17 protein-coding genes and 1 pseudogene are annotated in these 17,516 nt (G+C 71.3%); 13 read left to right on the top strand and 5 right to left on the bottom strand.

Features of this window, described 5'->3' with window-relative positions; genetic code table 11:
- The first annotated feature begins 22 nt into the window (after window positions 1-22).
- From LDL49_RS19355 to LDL49_RS19325, 7 genes and pseudogenes are all read left to right on the top strand, one after another.
- Window positions 23-1,690 carry a serine/threonine-protein kinase gene (locus tag LDL49_RS19355; RefSeq protein ID WP_225292484.1) on the top strand — a complete coding sequence of 556 codons (1,668 nt, stop codon included), beginning with the start codon at window positions 23-25 and terminating at the stop codon, window positions 1,688-1,690.
- A gap of 6 nt (window positions 1,691-1,696) precedes the next feature.
- A complete protein-coding gene (locus LDL49_RS19350) occupies window positions 1,697-2,551 on the top strand; it encodes a Vgb family protein (RefSeq protein WP_225292483.1) in 855 nt (284 codons plus the stop codon).
- A gap of 61 nt (window positions 2,552-2,612) precedes the next feature.
- Window positions 2,613-3,560 (top strand): quinone oxidoreductase family protein, encoded by a 948-nt coding sequence (locus LDL49_RS19345; RefSeq protein WP_225292482.1) that lies wholly within the window; start codon window positions 2,613-2,615, stop codon window positions 3,558-3,560.
- A gap of 76 nt (window positions 3,561-3,636) precedes the next feature.
- Window positions 3,637-3,777, top strand: a pseudogene (locus LDL49_RS59190) (LysE family translocator); the annotation flags it as partial.
- 103 nt (window positions 3,778-3,880) lie between these two features.
- The gene (locus LDL49_RS19335) at window positions 3,881-4,039 is read left to right on the top strand and encodes a LysE family transporter (protein WP_225292481.1); all 159 of its coding nucleotides are present in this window, start codon (window positions 3,881-3,883) and stop codon (window positions 4,037-4,039) included.
- Window positions 4,040-4,074: 35 nt separating this feature from the next.
- Complete coding sequence (locus LDL49_RS19330; RefSeq protein WP_225292480.1) at window positions 4,075-4,887, top strand: patatin-like phospholipase family protein; 813 nt, start codon at window positions 4,075-4,077, stop codon at window positions 4,885-4,887.
- A gap of 25 nt (window positions 4,888-4,912) precedes the next feature.
- Window positions 4,913-5,926 carry a 1-acyl-sn-glycerol-3-phosphate acyltransferase gene (locus LDL49_RS19325; protein ID WP_225292479.1) on the top strand — a complete coding sequence of 338 codons (1,014 nt, stop codon included), beginning with the start codon at window positions 4,913-4,915 and terminating at the stop codon, window positions 5,924-5,926.
- Here LDL49_RS19325 and LDL49_RS19320 read toward each other — a convergent pair.
- Together LDL49_RS19320 and LDL49_RS19315 are read right to left on the bottom strand one after the other, a co-directional pair.
- Window positions 5,913-7,400 (bottom strand): cobyric acid synthase, encoded by a 1,488-nt coding sequence (locus LDL49_RS19320; RefSeq protein WP_225292478.1) that lies wholly within the window; start codon window positions 7,398-7,400, stop codon window positions 5,913-5,915. The two genes, LDL49_RS19325 and LDL49_RS19320, sit on opposite strands and share 14 nt — an antisense overlap.
- A gap of 81 nt (window positions 7,401-7,481) precedes the next feature.
- Window positions 7,482-8,717 (bottom strand): PP2C family protein-serine/threonine phosphatase, encoded by a 1,236-nt coding sequence (locus LDL49_RS19315; protein ID WP_225292477.1) that lies wholly within the window; start codon window positions 8,715-8,717, stop codon window positions 7,482-7,484.
- A gap of 113 nt (window positions 8,718-8,830) precedes the next feature.
- On the opposite strand from LDL49_RS19315, the gene LDL49_RS19310 reads away from it, so the two are divergent.
- Complete coding sequence (locus LDL49_RS19310) at window positions 8,831-11,002, top strand: helicase-associated domain-containing protein (protein WP_225292476.1); 2,172 nt, start codon at window positions 8,831-8,833, stop codon at window positions 11,000-11,002.
- Window positions 11,003-11,019: 17 nt separating this feature from the next.
- Here LDL49_RS19310 and LDL49_RS19305 read toward each other — a convergent pair whose 3' ends face one another.
- Complete coding sequence (locus tag LDL49_RS19305) at window positions 11,020-11,280, bottom strand: antitoxin (protein ID WP_225292475.1); 261 nt, start codon at window positions 11,278-11,280, stop codon at window positions 11,020-11,022.
- Window positions 11,281-11,388: 108 nt separating this feature from the next.
- Between LDL49_RS19305 and LDL49_RS19300 the strand changes: the two genes are divergently transcribed.
- The 3 genes from LDL49_RS19300 to LDL49_RS19290 all read left to right on the top strand — a co-directional run bounded on the left by LDL49_RS19300 (window position 11,389) and on the right by LDL49_RS19290 (window position 14,481).
- Entirely contained in the window at window positions 11,389-12,276 is an 888-nt protein-coding gene (locus LDL49_RS19300; protein WP_225292474.1) for a DNA-3-methyladenine glycosylase family protein, read from the top strand.
- An 85-nt stretch (window positions 12,277-12,361) separates the two neighbouring features.
- Entirely contained in the window at window positions 12,362-13,153 is a 792-nt protein-coding gene (locus LDL49_RS19295; RefSeq protein ID WP_225292473.1) for a DUF1206 domain-containing protein, read from the top strand.
- A 116-nt stretch (window positions 13,154-13,269) separates the two neighbouring features.
- Entirely contained in the window at window positions 13,270-14,481 is a 1,212-nt protein-coding gene (locus LDL49_RS19290; protein WP_225292472.1) for a dipeptidase, read from the top strand.
- Between the two features lie 3 nt (window positions 14,482-14,484).
- Here the strand turns inward: LDL49_RS19290 and LDL49_RS19285 are convergent, their stop codons facing one another.
- On the bottom strand, window positions 14,485-15,453 hold the full coding sequence (locus tag LDL49_RS19285) for a diacylglycerol/lipid kinase family protein (RefSeq protein WP_225292617.1): 969 nt from the start codon (window positions 15,451-15,453) through the stop codon (window positions 14,485-14,487).
- Window positions 15,454-15,551: 98 nt separating this feature from the next.
- Between LDL49_RS19285 and LDL49_RS19280 the strand changes: the two genes are divergently transcribed.
- Together LDL49_RS19280 and LDL49_RS19275 are read left to right on the top strand one after the other, a co-directional pair.
- The gene (locus LDL49_RS19280; protein WP_225292471.1) at window positions 15,552-16,298 is read left to right on the top strand and encodes a phosphatase PAP2 family protein; all 747 of its coding nucleotides are present in this window, start codon (window positions 15,552-15,554) and stop codon (window positions 16,296-16,298) included.
- Window positions 16,285-16,965, top strand: coding sequence for a phosphatase PAP2 family protein (locus LDL49_RS19275; RefSeq protein ID WP_225292470.1), 681 nt, complete (start codon window positions 16,285-16,287; stop codon window positions 16,963-16,965). Before LDL49_RS19280 ends, LDL49_RS19275 begins: the two co-directional genes overlap by 14 nt.
- Before the next feature lie 7 nt (window positions 16,966-16,972).
- Here LDL49_RS19275 and LDL49_RS19270 read toward each other — a convergent pair whose 3' ends face one another.
- Complete coding sequence (locus LDL49_RS19270) at window positions 16,973-17,458, bottom strand: hypothetical protein (RefSeq protein WP_225292469.1); 486 nt, start codon at window positions 17,456-17,458, stop codon at window positions 16,973-16,975.
- Between the last annotated feature and the right edge of the window lie 58 nt (window positions 17,459-17,516).

Here is a 17,516-nt window from a genome sequence, read left to right as displayed (position 1 = left end):
GAAGTCGGTAAGCTTGCCCGCCGTGAGCGGTGAATCCCCCCAGATCGGGCGCTACAGGTTGCTGAGCGTGCTGGGCCGAGGCGGGATGGGTACTGTCCACCTGGCCGAGGATCCCGCTGGGCAGCGGGTCGCCATCAAGGTGATCAACCCGGAGCTCAGCCAGCACGAGCAGTTCCGGATGCGGTTCCGGCGGGAGGCCGACGCCGCGCAGCGGGTGCGCAGGTTCTGTACGGCCGCGGTGCTCGAGGCGGCGCTCGACGGTGATCAGCTCTACGTCGTCACCGAGTACGTGCCGGGGCCCAATCTGGAGGAGGCCGTCCGGCAGTCGGGGCCGCTCAAAGGGTCCAGCCTCGACGCGCTGGCGGTCAGCGTGGCCACCGCGCTCACCGCGATCCACGGGGCGGGGGTCGTGCACCGCGATCTCAAGCCGTCGAACGTGCTGCTGTCGCCCGTCGGGCCGCGGGTGATCGACTTCGGCATCGCGCGGGCGCTCGACACGCTGGGCGGGGTCACCGGGACGGGTGAGCTCATCGGCACACCCCGGTACATGGCCCCCGAGGTGCTGCGTGGTGAGCCGGTCTCGCCGGCGTGCGACGTGTTCTCCTGGGGCTCGCTGATCGTGTACGCGGCGAGCGGGAAGGCGGCGTTCGGCGGCGACACCCTGCCCGCGACCGTCTACCAGGTGCTCAACACCGAGCCGGCGCTCGACGCGGTCGAGCCGGGGCTGCGGGAGCTGGTCAGGGCGGCGCTGCGCAAGGACCCGGCCGCGCGGCCTACCGCGCAGCAGCTCCTCGACCATCTCGTGGGGCGTTCGGTCGCCCCGGAACAGACCGTCCAGGCCGTTCAGGGGGTACGGCCTGAGCAGGCCGCCCAGACCGCTCAGGTGGCCTGGCAGCACGGGACCGCGGCGTTCACCGCGGAGCAGGAGCGGCCGGTCGGAAAGCGCCGGGGCCGGCTCGTGGTCGGGGGGATCGCCGCGGCCGTGGCGGTGCTGGTCGCCGGGGGTGTCACCGCCTGGGCGACGCTCCGGGACAGCGGGCCGCCTCAGCTTGCCGTCCTGTACCGGGAGGACTTCACGCAGACCGGCGGCGGCTGGGACGGCACCTACGATCCGACGGACGAGTACAGCTACGGCTACCGCACCGACGGCATGTACGGGCTCGACGTGGCGGATGACGACGAAGAGCACCTGGTGAAGGCCCCGGCGCCCTTCCTGATCGCCACGCCCACCCCGGCGCCCAGCCCGTCGGCCACGCCCACGCCGATGCTGCCCCATACGGTGGTAGTCGGCGTGACGGCCCAGGTGAAGCGGTCCGTGGGCACCGGCGAGTACGGCGTCTTCTGCCACAACAGCGCCGACGGCACGTACTACGAGTTCGCCCTGAACACCTCCGGCATGGCCCGCATCCGGCGCATCTCCGACGGCTCGGGCGGCACGCTGGCCCAGCCGGTCCAGGTGAACGGGCTGCAGAAGGACAGCAAGGCCAGGATCGAGGCCTCCTGCGAGCAGGACGGCGGCGCCGTGCGCTTGACCATGTGGGTGAACGGCGAGAGAGTCCTCCAGGTCGACGACCCCAACGGCATCGGCAACGGCTATGTGGGCCTGTTCGCGCGCACGTCCAAGGACGCGACGTCGGTGCTCAAGACCACCTTCGACGACTTCGAGCTACGTGGGAGAAAGGAACCCTGACCACACATGCTGATCGAGATCTCTGACGGCGCTCCGTACGGCATCGCCACCGGCCCTGACGGCGCGCTCTGGTTCACCCTCGTGCACCAGGGCCGGGTCGGCAGGCTGGTGCCGGGTGCGGAACCCGTGATCCACCAGCTCGACCCGGCGGACGGCGGGCCGAGCGTCATCGTGCCGGGAGCCGACGGGGCCATGTGGTTCACCGAGTTCCAGGGCGGCCGGGTGGGGCGGATCACCGGGTCGGGTCAGGTGACGTCGTTCGAGGCGGAGGGTGCCTACGGGATCGCCGCCGGGCCGGACGGGGCCATGTGGTTCACGCGGATGCACGCCGACAAGATCGGACGGATCGGAGCGGACGGGGCGCGGACCGAGTTCGAGATCCCCGTGATGGGCGGCATGCCCGCGGCCATCACCGCCGGGCCGGACGACGCCCTCTGGTTCGCCCTCAATCAGGGCAACGCCATCGGCCGCATCGCGCTGTCGGGCGCGGTGACGATCCATGAGCTGCCGACGGAGGGGGCCGCGCCGGTGGGCATCACCGCGGGTCCCGATGGGGCGCTGTGGTTCGTGGAGATCGGCGCGGGCCAGATCGGCCGCGTGGACCTTTCCGGAAAAATTACTGAATATCCGTTGCCGGATCGGGCCTGTCGGCCGCACGCCATCATCGCCGGCGCGGACGGCGCCCTCTGGTTCACCGAGTGGGCCGCCGACCGCGTGGGCCGCATCACGACCGGGGGCGACCTGGAGGAGTACGCGCTGCCGTCGCGCGGCGTCCAGGCCGAGCCGCACGGGCTCACGGTGGGCCCCGACGGCGCGATCTGGGTCGCGCTGGAGGCGGGCGCCCTGGCCAGGATCGGGTGAAACACCCAAGGTTCTGTCGGGAGGTGGAATCGAGGGTGCGGACAAGAGGTTGACTAGGGGCATGCGTGCCATAGTCATCACCGCCCAGGGCGGCCCAGAGGTCCTCGAGTACGTAGAGCGTCCCGCCCCGGAGCCAGGTGACGGGGAAGTAGTCGTCGACGTCGCGGCCAGCGGCGTCAACTTCATCGACATCTACCACCGCTCCGGGGCGTACCCGCTCAATCTGCCCAGCTCGATCGGGTCGGAGGGGGCGGGTGTCGTCTCCGCCGTAGGCTCCCAGGTGTCGGACGTGTCCGTCGGCGACACCGTGGCCTGGGCCAGCGTGCTCGGCAGTTACAGCGAGAAGGCCGTGGTCCCGGCCGACCGGGTGGTGCCCGTGCCCGCCGGTGTCCCGGCCGAGGTGGCCGCCGCGGCGATGCTGCAGGGCATGACGGCCCACTACCTCACGCACTCCACGTACGAGGTGAAGCAGGGCGACAGCGTCCTCGTGCACGCGGGAGCCGGCGGCATGGGCCAGCTGCTCATCCAGATCGCCAAGCTCAGGGGCGCGACCGTGCACACCACCGTCTCCAGCGAGGAGAAGGAGAAGGTGGCCCGCGCGGCCGGGGCCGACGAGGTGCTGCGCTACGACGACTTCGCCGACATCCTGCGCGATCAGGTGGACGTGGTCTACGACGGTGTCGGGGCGACCACGTTCGACGGCGGGCTGGCGGCGCTGCGGCCGCGCGGGCTCATGGCGCTGTACGGGGCGGCCAGCGGGCCGGTGCCGCCGGTCGATCCGCAGCGGCTCAACAAGGAGGGCTCGCTCTTCCTGACCAGGCCGACGCTGGTCAACTACATCGCCGAGCGGGAGGAGCTGCTGTGGCGGGCCTCCGACCTGTTCGGGTGGATCGCCGACGGGGAGCTGAAAATCAACATCTCGCAGCGCTATCCGCTGTCCGAGGCGGGCCGCGCGCACGAGGACCTTGCCGCCCGCCGTACGACGGGCAAGCTGCTCCTGATCCCCTGATTCCCCCAGGTGCCGGGAGGTGGCGCGCGCATGGCCGCCTCCCGCCGTACGAGGGGGGTGAACTACGCTCCCGAGCATGGACATAGCCCCCTCCATCTGGTCATTCGCCGCGGTGGTCGCCCTCCTGACCATCACTCCGGGCCTCGACACGGCGCTCATCCTGCGTACGTCGCTGCTGTCCGGCAGGCGTCCCGCCTGGGGTGTCGTGCTGGGCGTCCAGGTGGGCACCCTCACCTGGGGCCTGCTGACCGCGGTGGGCCTGTCGACTTTCGTCCCGGCGGACGCCCCGCACGCGGCCATGGGGCCTGCTGCTGGCCGGGGTGCACGTGGGCGAGGGGCTGCTGTGGAGCGCCGTGCTGGTCGGCTTCGCCGCCCTCATGAGCGGCGCCCTGCGCACCCCGGCCGTCAAACGCCTGCTGGATCGCGTGACGGGCATCGTGATCGTCGCCTTCGGCATCCGCCTGGCCATGGACAGCTGACGGGCCTTGGGGCGTGCTGCCGGTAATGTGCTGCTGTGCAGACGGCGTTCGTGCTCGGTGGCGGCGGTGTGCTCGGCGCGCACGAAGTGGGCATGCTCCAGGCGCTCGACGAGGAGGGCATCGTGCCCGACCTCGTGGTCGGCACGTCCGTCGGCGCCCTGAACGGCGTGCTGCTGGCCGCCGATCCCGGCTGCGCGGTGCAGCGGCTGTCGTCGCTGTGGCGCTCCGATGTGGTCCGTACGGCGTTCGCCGGTTCGTGGGTCACCCGCCTGTCCACCTTGGCGAAGACCGGCACCCATCTGCACCCGATCGGGCCGCTTCGAGGGTTGTTGAGCGAGATGTTGCCGGTTTCGCGGATCGAGGAGCTGGCCGTGCCGTTCCAGTGCGTGGCGGCCTCGGTGGAGCGGGCCACGGCGCACTGGTTCGACCGCGGGCCGGTGGTCGACGCCGTGCTGGCCTCGTGCGCGGTGCCCGGGCTGCTGCCGTTCGTGTCCATCGACGGTGAGCACTTCTTCGACGGCGGCCTGGTGCACAGCATCCCCGTCGGCCGGGCCGTACAACTGGGGGCCAAGCGCGTCTACGTCCTGCACGTCGGGCGGATCGAGCGCCCGCTCAGCGTGCCGCGGCGGCCCTGGGAGGTGGGCATGGTGGCGTTCGAGATCGCGCGCAGGCACCGGTTCGCCGAGGAGATGGCCACGTTGCCGCCCGACGTCGAGGTGCACGTGCTGCCCGCCGGAGTGACGCGGCCGCTGTCGAACCTGCGCTACCGCGACCTGTCACAGATCTCCCACTACATCGAACGCGCCTATCACGCATCTTCCCGATACCTGCGGACAGGAGGACGATGAAGACCTGACATCCTGGAGGCCGACGTTGCTGCCCCCACGCATCCTGCGACGGCTCATCCTCGCCCCCCTGGTCATCGTGGTGACCGTGGTCGTGCTCATCACGTTGCCGGTGTGGGTCGGGGTGACGTTCGCCGCCTCACTGCGGCTCCCGCCGCCGCAGCGCCGTGGGCTGCGCTTCGTCTGGTTCGGGGTGGCCTGGCTGACGCTGGAGTCGGCGGTGCTCATCGCCTGCCTCGGGCTCTGGGTGGCGGGGGCGTTCGGCCGCGACCGGGATCAGGAGCGGCACTACGCGCTGATCAAGTGGTTCCTGACCAAGGTGTACGGCGCCGCCGTGCGGATCTTCCGGCTCACCGTCGACATCCACGAACCGCCGCTCACCGAAGAGGAGCAGGCCGCCCGGCTCACCCGTCCGGTGATCGTCCTGGCCCGGCACGCGGGTCCCGGCGACTCCTTCCTGCTGATCTACCATCTCCTCTCCCTGTACGGTCGGCGGCCCCGGATCGTGATGAAGGCGGCGCTGCAGTTCGACCCGTCGCTGGACGTGGTGATCAACCGGTTGCCGAACGCCTTCGTCCCCCGCCGCACCGCCGAGAGCGGCATCGTCGACGAGATCAGGCGGCTGTCCGCGCCCATGGACGAGGACGACGCTCTGGTGATCTTCCCTGAGGGCGGCAACTTCACCCCGCGCCGCCGCCGGCTGGCTATCCGGCGGCTGGAGGAGAAAGGGCTGAAAGAGGAGGCGTCGCGGGCCCGCGGCATGGACCACCTGCTGCCGCCCCGCCCCGGCGGCGCCATCGCGGCCATCGAGTCCTGCCCGGCGGCCGATGTCATCTTCGTCGCGCACACCGGCCTGGACGACCTCATCACGATCGGCGACGTGTGGCGCAAGCTGCCCGTCAGCGCGCACATCACCGCGAAGTGGTGGCGGGTGCCCGCCTCGCGGATCCCCGTGGCGCGCGAGGCGCGGATCCGGTGGCTGTACGACCAGTGGGAGCTCATCGACGACTGGATCAGCGCCCAGCGGCTCACCCTGCACTAGCCCCCGGCGGCAGCGGCGGGACGGCGGGCGGCCCGTTCTCGATGAGGTCGAGCAGGGCGTCCGTGTCGAGGTGCTGCTCGATCAGGTCCCCGAGCGCGTCCAGGCGGCTCTCGCGCAGCAGGGCGAAGTCGGTGTCCGGCGCCGGGACGAAGGCGCGCCCGGCCCGCTCGGCCACCTCGGCGAGGAAGACGCGGCGGAAGCCGTCGTTCTCCAGCGCGCCGTGCCAGGTGGTGCCCCACACGTCGCCCGCGCGGCAGCCGTCGAGGAACGGCTCGCCGCCTTCGACGGTCGCGACGCCGTGGTGGATCTCGTACGCGCTGACCGGATGCCCGTAGGCGTGACCGGCCGGGCGGCCGAGCGTCTTGCCCGCCGCGAACCGGACCCGGACCGGAAGCAGGCCGAGGCCCTCGACCCGGCCGGCGCCGGACTCGACGTCGTCGTGGATCTCGCGGGCGAGCATCTGGTAGCCGCCGCAGATGCCGAGGACGGGGCCGGTACGCCGCCGGACGGCGGCGGCCAGTCCTGTGTCGCGGAGCCAGGCCAGGTCACTGACCGTCGCGCGCGAGCCGGGCAGGACCACCAGGTCGGCGTCGTCGAGCTCGGCCGGATCGGTCACGAAGCGGACGAGCACCCCCGGCTCGGCTGCCAGGGCGTCGAGGTCGGTGAAGTTGGAGATCCTCGGCAGCTTGACCACCGCCACGCGGAGCGTCTGGTCGCCGTGGGGCCGCAGCGGGGCGATCGAGCGGCTGCCGAGGGCCAGGGAATCCTCGACGTCCATCCATAGCCCGTCGAGCCAGGGCAGCACGCCGTAGACGCGGCGGCCGGTGAGGTCTCTGAGCTGGTCCAGGCCGGGTTCGAGCAGCTCGGCCGCGCCTCGGAACTTGTTCACGACAAATCCGGAAATGAGAGCTTGGTCGGCGGCGTCCAGCAGGCCGACCGTGCCGTAGAAGGCGGCGAAGACGCCGCCGCGGTCGATGTCGCCCACCACGATCACGGGCAGGTTCGCCGCCCTGGCCAGGCCCATGTTGGCGATGTCGCCCCGGCGCAGGTTGATCTCCGCGGGGCTGCCGGCGCCCTCGCAGATGACCACGTCGTACGATCCGCGCAGCCGTTCGAGCGAGGCCAGCGCGCTCTCACGGAGCAGGTCCTTGAGCCGGCCGTACTCCATCGCGTCGACGTCGGCCACCGGCTGCCCCATGAGGACCACCTGGCTGCGGCGGTCGCTGCCCGGCTTGAGCAGGATCGGGTTCATGTCGGCGACGGGTTCGAGGCCCGCGGCCCGCGCCTGCACGGCCTGGGCCCGGCCGATCTCGGCGCCGTCGGCGGTCACGTACGAGTTCAGCGACATGTTCTGGGCCTTGAACGGCGCCACGCGGACACCCTTACGGGCCAGCCAGCGGCAGATCCCGGCGGTGACGACGCTCTTGCCCGCGTCCGACGTGGTGCCCGCGACCAGCAGCGCTCCGCTCTTCATGGCTCACATCGTAGGGCGGTGCTCCTTTTACTCCCATCGCGTTGCTCCCATCGCGTTGCTCACATCGCGCGTCAAGGCCGCTCACATCGTGAGCCGGTGCTCCTTCTCGCCGCGCCACTCCACGCTCAGCACCGTGGCGTCGTCCTGGAGACGGCCGTGCTGGTGCGCGAGGATCGACTGGATCAGCCGGCGCAGCGTCTCCGGCGCCGACACCCCGTCGGCCTCGCGGCGCACGACGAAGTCGGTGAACCGCTCGAGCCCGAACATCTCCCCCTCCGGATTCTGCGCCTCGACGATGCCGTCGGTGTAGAAGAGCAGGCGATCGCCGGGTTCGAGCTGGTAGTGCTCCAGACCGGCGGACAGGCCCAGCCGGAAACCCATCGGCGGCGACGGCACCGTCTCCAGGATGCCGACCCGGCGGCCCCGCCGGATCACCAGTGGCGGGTAGTGCCCGCGGTTGACCCAGGTCAGCTCGCCGGTCTTGAGGTTCAGGTCGGCGAGGATGCCCGTGGCGAAGCGGGTCATGTCGAACTGGTCGGCGATCGCCTCGTCGATGAACTCGCTCGCGGCCAGCAGGCCGGTCCCCCGTCGCCGGTTGTTGCGGCAGGCGCCGACGGCGATCGTCGCGGTCAGCCCCGCGGAGGTGTCGTGCCCCATGGCGTCGAACATCGACAGGTGCAGCGTGTCTCCGGCGATGGCGAAGTCGAACGCGTCACCGCCCACGTCGTAGGCGGGCTCCAGGGCGGCGCTGACCACCACCTTGTCGTTGGCGAAGCTGCTGTTGGGCATCAGGTTCCACAGCACCTCGGCCGACAGGGTCATCGACTCCGCGCGCACCAGCGAGGCGTAGGTGTCGCTGATGGAGCGCTTGCTGATCACCATCAGGGAGACGAGGCCCGCCAGCTGCTTCACCAGCAGCTCGGCGGTGTCATCGCCGGCGGAGACGGTCACCGCCAGCATGCCGATCCGTTCGGTGCCGTCGAGCAGCGGCACCCACAGCCGCCGCCGGTCCCCGTCGGCCGGCGGCTCCGGCTCCCCTTCGACGGCGTGCTTGGCCTGTACGATCTCCACATTGCGGTAGGCCCGCCCGGCGAGCGTGGAGTCGATGCGGATCGGCTGCAGCGACTCCCCCGCCGCGTCGTGCTGGCCGGGTAGCGGGACGAGGTACTGCTGCTGCAGGTCGACCACGTAGATCGTGGGGTGGGAGAACCCGGCCGGTTCGGCGTGCAGGGCGAGCAGGGCCGGCAGGTCCTCGATCGCGGCCAGGTGGCTCGCGTCCAGCAGGCGGCCCAGCATGGCCTCTCCCTCACCTCGCATGGGCGCGCCTCCTAGGTCTCCCTGAGGCTTCATACCCCGATGAGAGTCCCTAGACCTGCTGGTTCGCCGCGATGGAGAAGAGCAGGCGTCCGCCGCGTACTACGCTGCCAGGCATGCCCCGCGACGCTCTCATGGACTGGCTCACCACGCGCGCTCCCGAGCAGCTGGCGCTCGTGGCCGATCGCGGCGCGCTGCGCACCCGCGGTCGCGAGCCGTCGCTGGAGGACTACGCCCATCTGCTCAAGCAGGATCACGTGGTCGCCCGGCTGGTGGGCTTCTGCACGCTGCCCGAGCTCCAGGTCCTGCGCGCGATCGCCTGGCTGGCCGCCCAGCGCTACGGCCCCTTCCCCGACGACTACTGGCGCACCCCCGACCCACGCCCGGTTCCCCGGGCCGAGGTGCTGACCCTCCTGGCGGGACAGGACCAGGACCTGCGAGCGGAGGCGAACGCCGCCCTCGAACGGCTGGCCGACCAGGCCCTCCTCCAGCCGCCCCATGGCGAGCAGTGCACGGTGGCGCCCTACGTCCACCGGAACCTGGCGGACGGCATGGGGCTGGGCCGCTCCGTCGCCTACCTGGTCGCCCGCTATTTCAACGCCCCCGAGGTCCATCGGCTGGCCACCGCGCTGGGGATGGACAAGGCGCCGAGCCGGGAGGCCGCCGAACGCGACGTCGTGGCGTACCTGACGGATCCGGCACGCCTGCGCGCCCTGCTGGACAGGGCGCCCGCCTCGGCCACGGAACTGCTGGAGCGGCTCACGTACGAGGGGCCCAGGGTCGAGGCCCACTGTTTCAACCTGGCGGGGTCGTACGGCAGCAACAAGTACGCCTTCTTCGCCGGCGAGTCGGGACACGCCGGCGCGGACTGGCTGGCGGCGCGCGGGCTGCTGCTCCCGGCAGGCATGCCCCACATGGCCGAGCTGCCCGCCGAGGTCGCGATCGCGGTCCGGGGCGAGCTACGGGCGGCGTTCACGCCGTACCCTCCCGAGCCCCACGACCTGGAACGGGCCGAAGGCGTCGAGCCTGCGGCCGCGGCGGCGATGGGCACGCTCACCTGGCAACTCGAACGGCTGCTCGCCGGCTGCGCCGAACAGCCGCTCACCGTACGCAAATCCGGCGGGGTCGCGGTGCGCGACACCAAACGCCTGGCCAAGGAGATCGCCGACCCGGAAACCGTCCGCTTCCTGCTGGAGCTCTGCTTCCGCGCCGGCCTGCTGGGCCTCCTGGCCGAGCCCACCGAACCGCCCGCGAACCGCCGCGCCAAGGTGCCGCCTCCCACCCAGGTCGTCCTGCCCACCCGGGCCTATGACCGCTGGCTGGCGCGCACTCCCGCCCAGCGGCTGGTGCCGATCCTCGCCGCCTGGGCCGTGTGCCGCGACATCCCGCTCTGGTGGCCCCACCCCGAGCAGACGCCCGTCGCCCTGGCCGGCCTGGACGACCCGGACGCCGTCAGCCTGCGTTACGCGCTGCTGGAGGCCCTGGCCGCCGCCCCCTCGCTGCGCGCGGCCGACGCGACGCCGTACCTGGTGCCCGCCACGACCTGGCACCGCCCCGCACGGATACCGCACGGGGCGGCCGGGGTCCAGCGCATCGAGTCCACGCTCCGCGAGGCCGCGCTCCTCGGTGTCATCGGCCAGGGCGCCTTGACGCGGCTCGGGCACACCGTGCTCGACCTGCTCCGTACCGGCGAGGCGTGGAAGGCTCCGGACGCCGCGCTCGCCCCGGTCCTGACCGGGATGCTGCCCGCGCCCCGGACCACGGCCCGCTTCCAGACCGACCTGACCGCCGTGGTGAGCGGCGCCCCTGAGGCGAACCTGGCCGCCCTGCTCAACACGGTCGGCGTCCGCGAATCGGAAGGCCACGCGGTGGTGTGGCGCATCAGCCACGCCTCCGTACGGCACGCCCTCGACTCCGGCCACCAACCGGACACCCTGCTCGACCAGCTCCGAGCCGTGGCGGAGGGCGACCTGCCGCAGCCGCTGGAGTATCTGATCAAGGACGTGGGCCGGACGCACGGGCGGATGCGGGTGGTGAGATCCGGCTGCTGCATCCGCTCCGACGACGAGGCGCTGCTGGCCGAACTCGTCCACGCCAAGCCGCTGCGCGCGCTCGGCCTGCGGTTGATCGCCCCGACCGTATTGATCAGCGCCAGCCCGGAGCGGGAGACGGTGACCGCCCTGCGAGCGGCGGGCTACGCCCCGGCCCTGGAGGCGGAGACGGGCGCCACGCTGGTGGAACAGCCCGCCACCCGGCGCGCCCCTGATCCGCGTGGACGTCGCCGTTAGAGGCGCCCTGCGGCGCGTCAGTCCGGGCGCTGACCGGGCTGTTCCGGTGGCGGCGGCTGGGGCTGTCCGGGCTGCACCGGCGGCTGCCCGGTCTGCGGTTCGCCTCCCCCGTAGCGGCGCCGGACCGTGTCCGCGCCCTTTTCGAGGTGCTCGTCGTACTTGTGGCCGGTCCGCTCCTTGGCGAAGCGCTCGGCGCGGTCCAGCACCTTGTCAGCCTGCTTGGAGTGCCCTCTGGCCAGGTCCTCGGCCTTCTTCAGCCATTCCCCGATGCGGCTCATGACTGTCCCCCTCCTCGTGCCTTACAGTCGCCCCCTACCCAGAGGCGGTGCGAGGTCACACCGGTGTCCGGCGACATGAGATCCGCTCGGCCTCCTAACATACGGCGCATGACCACGCACGGATTCACGCTCACCGCCGAGGGCCCGTTCGACTTCGGTGCCTCGCTGCGCTTCGTCGAGGACTGGCCGGCCACCAGCGCGCTGCCCTCCGACGGGCGGGCGCTGCGCTTCGCCTACTGCGCGGAGTCCGACTGGCTGCCGATCGGCGTGACCGTGACGGGCGCGCCGGGCGGGGTCGCCGTCGAAACGACGCGGCCCGCGGGGCCGGGCATCCGTGGCGAGGTGGCGCGGATCCTGTCCCTCGACGTGGACGGCGCCGGTTTCTCCCGGCTCGGCGAGGACGACCCGGTGCTCGGCGACCTGCAGCGGCTCCGGCCCGGCCTGCGGCCGGTGTGCTTCTGGAGCCCGTGGGAGGCGGCGTGCTGGGCGGTGATCGTACAGCGCTCGTCGATGCTCATCGCCGCCCGCCTCAAGCAGCGCATCGCGGAGCGGTACGGCGCGAAGGTCACCTTGGACGGGCAGGTGTATCCGGCCTTCCCCCCGCCTGTGACGCTGCTGGAGGCCGGTGGCCTGGGCCTGCCCGCGCAGAAGGAGGAGTGGGTGCGCGGGCTGGCCCGCGCGGCGCTGGACGGCCTGCTCACCACCGAGCACCTGCGCGCGCTCGCGCCGGAGGAGGCCCTGTCCGAGCTGCGGGCCCTGCCCGGCGTCGGACCGTTCTCCGCCGGCCTCATCCTCATCCGCGGCGCGGGCGCCCCGGACGCGTTCCCGGGCGACGAGCCGCGCCTGTTCGCGATCCTGCGTGAGGCGTACGGCCTGCAGGAGGACGCGCCGCCGACCGCCTACCGGAAGCTGGCCGAGGCGTGGCGGCCCTACCGCTCCTGGGCCTCCTTCCTGTTCCGGGCGTCCACCTACGGCGTCATGGACGATCGGGACTGAGCGCCGTCCCTGGTCTCCTCGGGTGAAGGTCTAGAGCGTGGAATCCGGGGCAGTTCGAGGTCTTTGACGACTCTCGGGAGAATCCATGAGCGAAGCTGAGGCAATGGCACGCCGGGCGGCAGACAGCCCGACTATGGACAAGCTTGCGCGGGTTGGGCTGGTTTGCCGTGGCGTGCTTTATGGGCTGATCGGGGTGCTGGCGATCCAGATCGCCTTCGGCAGCGGCGGGAAGCAGGCCGACAAGAACGGGGCGATCAGCACGGTGGCCGCGCTGCCGTTCGGGGCCGTGCTCTTATGGATCATGGTCGTCGGGTTCGCCGCGCTGGCCCTGTGGCAGGCGTCTGAGGCGATCTTCGGCGCCCACAAACTCAAGGACAGGGTCGAGCCGGCCAGCCGGACCGTGGTCTACGTGGTCATCTGTGCCGCGCTGCTGACCATGCTGCTGACCGGCAAAACCGGATCCGATGACAAGCGGTCCCAGGACCTGACGGGCAAGCTGCTCGCACTGCCGGCCGGACAGGTCATCGTGGGCCTGATCGGGCTCGGCATCGTCGCGCTCGGCATCTACTGGGTGCGGTACGGCATCAAGAAGGAGTTCCGCAAGCAGCTCAGGCCGATGCCGCCGCGGGCCGGCGCGGTGATGGACCGGCTGGGGCTCGCCGGATACATCGCGCGCGGCCTGATCGCCGGCCTGGCCGGGGTCTTCGTGATCCAGGCGGCCATCACCTTCGACCCCGACAAGGCCGGGGGCATCGACGCGACGCTCAGGGCGTTCGCCGACACCCCGGCGGGGCCGTGGCTGCTGGCGGTGGTGGCGCTGGGGCTGCTGCTGTTCGCCCTGTACTGCTTGGGAGAGGCCCGCTGGCGGCGTACCTGAGCCGTCTCTCCGCACGGCGAACCGGGCGCGTGCGGCACGCGCCCGGTTCGCCGTGCGGAGCGCCTGGACGTAAGTCGATCCGCCACGACGAGGGGCCCTGTGATTGGCTGATCGACATGGAAGCACCTTCTCTGACCACGTCCACCGGCTCGTTGCGCCGCGTCACCGAGCTGCTGCGCGAGCACCCGCTGATCGACGGGCACAACGACCTGCCCTGGGCGGCGCGCCAGCTCACCGGCTACGACTTCGACCAGCTTGAGATCAGCGGTGACACCTCCGATCGGACCCATACCGACCTGCCCCGGATGGCGGCCGGGATGGTCGGCGGGCAGTTCTGGTCGGTTTTCGTGCCGTGCGGCCTGCCGAATGGGCAAGCGGTCACCGCCACCTTGGAGCAGATCGACTGCGTACGGGCCATGGTCCGGCGCTACCCCGACCGGCTGGCCCTGGCGACCACGGCCGACGAGGTGGAGCGCGTCTTCGCCGGCGGGCGGATCGCGTCGCTGATGGGCGCCGAGGGCGGTCATTCGATCGACTGCTCGCTGGGGGCGCTGCGAATGCTGTACGCCCTCGGCGTCCGCTACATGACGCTGACCCACAACGACAACACCCCTTGGGCCGACTCGGCGACCGACGACCCCGTGAACCACGGGCTGTCCGCGTTCGGGGAGGAGGTCGTGCGGGAGATGAACAGGCTGGGCATGCTGGTCGACCTGTCCCACGTGTCGGCCGACACGATGCGCCACGCCCTGCGCGTGACGCGGGCGCCGGTGATCTTCTCGCATTCGTCGGCGCGCGCACTCTGTTCGACGCCGCGCAACGTACCGGATGACGTGCTGGAGACGCTGGCGGGCAACGGCGGGGTGTGCATGGCCGTGTTCGTGCCCTCCTTCGTGTCGCAGGCCGGCTGGGAGTGGCGGCAGGCCGCCACCGAGGCCGCCCGCTCGGCCGGGGTCGACACCCATGACTACGAGGCGACCCACGCGTACCTGGCCACCTGGGAGAAGTCGCACCCCAAGCCCGCTGTCACGCTCGACGACGTGGTGGCGCACATGGAGCACATACGCGAGGTGGCCGGTATCGACCACCTCGGCATCGGCGGCGACTACGACGGCTGTGACGGGCTGCCCGTCGGCCTGGAGGACGTGCGCGGCTACCCTCGGCTGTTCGCGGCCCTGGCCGACCGGGGCTGGTCGGACGCCGACCTGGCGAAGGTGGCCGGGCGCAACGTGCTGCGGGCGCTGCGCGGCGCCGAGGCCACCGCCGCCGACCTGCGGGGGCGCGAGGAGCCGAGCACGCTACGGTTCACCGCGGCCGCCGGCTCATGACGACTACCCGTCCCAGCTCTCGTCTGAGCGTCCGTCCAGCCGCTCGCCTGAGCGTTCGTCTGAGCGCTCGTCTGAGCGTTCGCCTGAGCGCTCGTCCGGCGGCAGGCAGATCGTGAGGGCGCCCGCGACGACCTTCGCCTTGAGGCAGGTGGTGGCCTCGCGGTCTCCACCGTCCAGCTCGTACGTCAGCGGAGCACCGAACCGGGCGGACACCTTCCTGGCGCGGGTGATCCGGACGAACGGCGAGTCGTCGGAGCGTCCCGTGGCCATCCTGCCGATCACCCGGGCCCACTGGACCGGCCCCTGGGCGGTGGAGACCCCGACGTCCAGCCAGCCGTCGTCCGGCCGGGCGTCGTCGAACGCCTCGATGCCGCCGGCGATCGTGCTCACATTGCCCAGCAGCAGGCAGCTCGCCTCGCCGTCGAACCAGGTCGTCCCATCAATCTTGATCTCCATCGGCACCAGCGGCCCGCCGACGTGCCGGACGGCCGCCTTGACGTAGCTGAGCCTGCCGAGCCGCTCCTTGGCCTGCCGGTCGGCGTCGGCGATCATCTCGGCCTCGAACCCGGCCCCCGCCATGACCGCGAAGTGCTCGCCGTTCAGCACTCCCAGGTCCAGCTTCTCCCGCCGGCCGTGGAAACCGATGCGTACCGCCTCTTCGAGGTCGATGGGGATGCCGACGTTGTTGGCGAACAGGTTCCCGGTCCCCGCCGGGAGGACCGCCATCGGCACGCCGGAACCGGCCATCACGTCGGCGCACCGTTGCACCATGCCATCGCCGCCCCAGACGAACACCAGGTCGGCGCCCTGCTTGAGCGCCTCGCGAACCTTCTTACGCGCCTTTTTGCTCTTGGGCACCTCGTACCAGAGGAGCTCGCCGACGTCCTCTTCGGTGATGAGCACGCGCAGCCTGTCCAGGCCTGCGCCGAGAGTCTTCTTGCGGTGCGCGACGACCGCCACGGTGGGGGACATGGTCACCGGACTACCCTCGGCGCCGGTTTTCAGGCAGGAATCAATGGCCGCTGTCTGGGTAGCCGAGCGCGAATGCCGATGGAGGGAGGATCAGGACAGTGAGCCGCCAATGGGTCAAAGCTCGCGTCGATCCTGACCGCAGCCTGGGACTGCGGCTGACGATCGCCAGCCTCGTGGTGGCGCTCGTCATGGTCCCGTTCAGCTTGCTGCTCGTCGTGGCCAAGATGCCGGTCAACGGACTGGACAAGCAGGTCGCCGATGATCTGCACGGCTACGCGATCACCCATCCAGGCGTGACCAGGGTGCTCATCGTATGGACGGATCTGTTCGGCCCGTGGCCGTGGCGCATCGCGGTCATCGCGTTCGCCGCCTGGCTCTGGCACAAGGGCGCGCGACGGCTGGCCGTCTGGGCGATCACCACCATCACCGTGGGCGGGCTGCTCGGCCTCGCGCTCAAGATCATCACTGCCCGCGCCAGACCGCACCTGCCGGACCCCGTCGCACTCGCGCCCGGCGACTCCTTCCCGTCGGGCCACGCGGTCAACGTGACGCTCGGCGCGGGAGTGGTCGTCCTGCTCCTCCTGCCCATGCTGCCCCGCTGGGGGCGGCGCGTGACCTGGGCCGTCGCCTGGTTCCTGGTGCTGTCGGTCGGCTACACCCGGATCGCGCTCGGCGTGCACTGGGTGAGCGACGTGGTCGCCGGGATCATCCTGGGCGTGGCCGTGGTCGCCGCCACCGCGGCGGGATTTGAGACGTGGCGGCGCGAGCAGGGCCGCAGGCCCAACTCGCCGCTGGCCGAAGGAGTGGAACCCGAGTCAGAGAAGGTGACCCATGACCAAAGCTGAGCACGTGAAGTATTACGCGCTGACGATCTTAGTGCCGATGCTCCTGATGGCCGCGGTGACGTTCGGCGTGGGCAAGCTGATCGTCGCCTGGCCCACCGGTGAGGCGGAGGTGAGCCGGAGCCTGGCCGCCGGGCGTACCCCGCTCTGGAACACGCTCACCGACTTCGGCACCAGCCTCTCTGACACTCCCTACATCGTGGCGCTCACTGCGATAGGCGCGATCGTCTTCAGGCTCGTGTACAAGCGCTGGCGGGAATCGATCTTCCTGATCGCGGCCGTCTGGAGCCAGTCGCTCATCTTCCTGGCCACCACCACGCCCGTCGGCCGGCACCGGCCGCCGGTGCAGCACATCGACCCGGCACCGCCCACCTCCAGCTTCCCGTCGGGACACGTCAGCGCCGCGGTCGGGTTCTACTGCTCGGTCGCGCTCATCCTGAGCATGCACGTCCGCAACAGGGCGCTCCAGGTGGTGATCTGGGTGCTCGGCATCGCCGCCCCGCTCATCGTCGCCTTCTCGCGCCTGTACCGCGGCATGCACTTCCTCACCGACATCACCTGGGGGCTGCTGCTCGGCATCGGCTGCGTCGTGATGGCCGCTCGGGCGATCTTGTACCGGCGGGAGAGGCAGCGTGGGCATCAGGCTCCGGAACTCGTCCGACGGGGGTAGACGGCTCCTACTTGAGCACGTGGCCGACGAGCTTCCCGCCGTTCCAGGCGACGGCCAGGCAGTACGCCGTTCTGTTCCTCGGCCAGTCCTGCTCCAGGGGGATGAGTTGCATGAGGCCGACCTCCTCCCTCCTCGACGCCACGTACCGCAACCTGGGCGCGCAGCCGTTCTCGGACAGGCGTCGCATCTCGGCCATGCCCGGCCATGGGCCGTCGGCGATGACGTACGTGGTCCCGTACTCCGCCGAGTGCGGCACGGTACAAGGCACCACGGTCACCAGGAAGCTCTCGGGCATGGGCTCGATGCAGTCGCCGGGGCGTAGTTCGGTGGCGTGATACTGCACCCCGGCCGGGCTCGCCGCCGCGCCAGAAGATTCGGTGGACGGGGCGGGCCGCGCCGCCACGGCAGGAGGCGTCGCTACGGCGGGGGGCGTGGCACCGCAGCCCAGGAGTGCGGCCAGCAGGCACACGCCCGCGAGTAAGGGGCGGGTCATGGGACCGGATGATGGCAGCTGAAGATCACGCGGCAGTTTCGCCGGGGTCGCGCCCTGA

This window comes from Nonomuraea aurantiaca (assembly GCF_020215705.1).
GTDB lineage: Bacteria > Actinomycetota > Actinomycetes > Streptosporangiales > Streptosporangiaceae > Nonomuraea > Nonomuraea aurantiaca.
The sequence above is the reverse complement of the archived record's forward strand: the minus strand, read 5'-3'. Positions and strand labels throughout refer to the sequence as shown.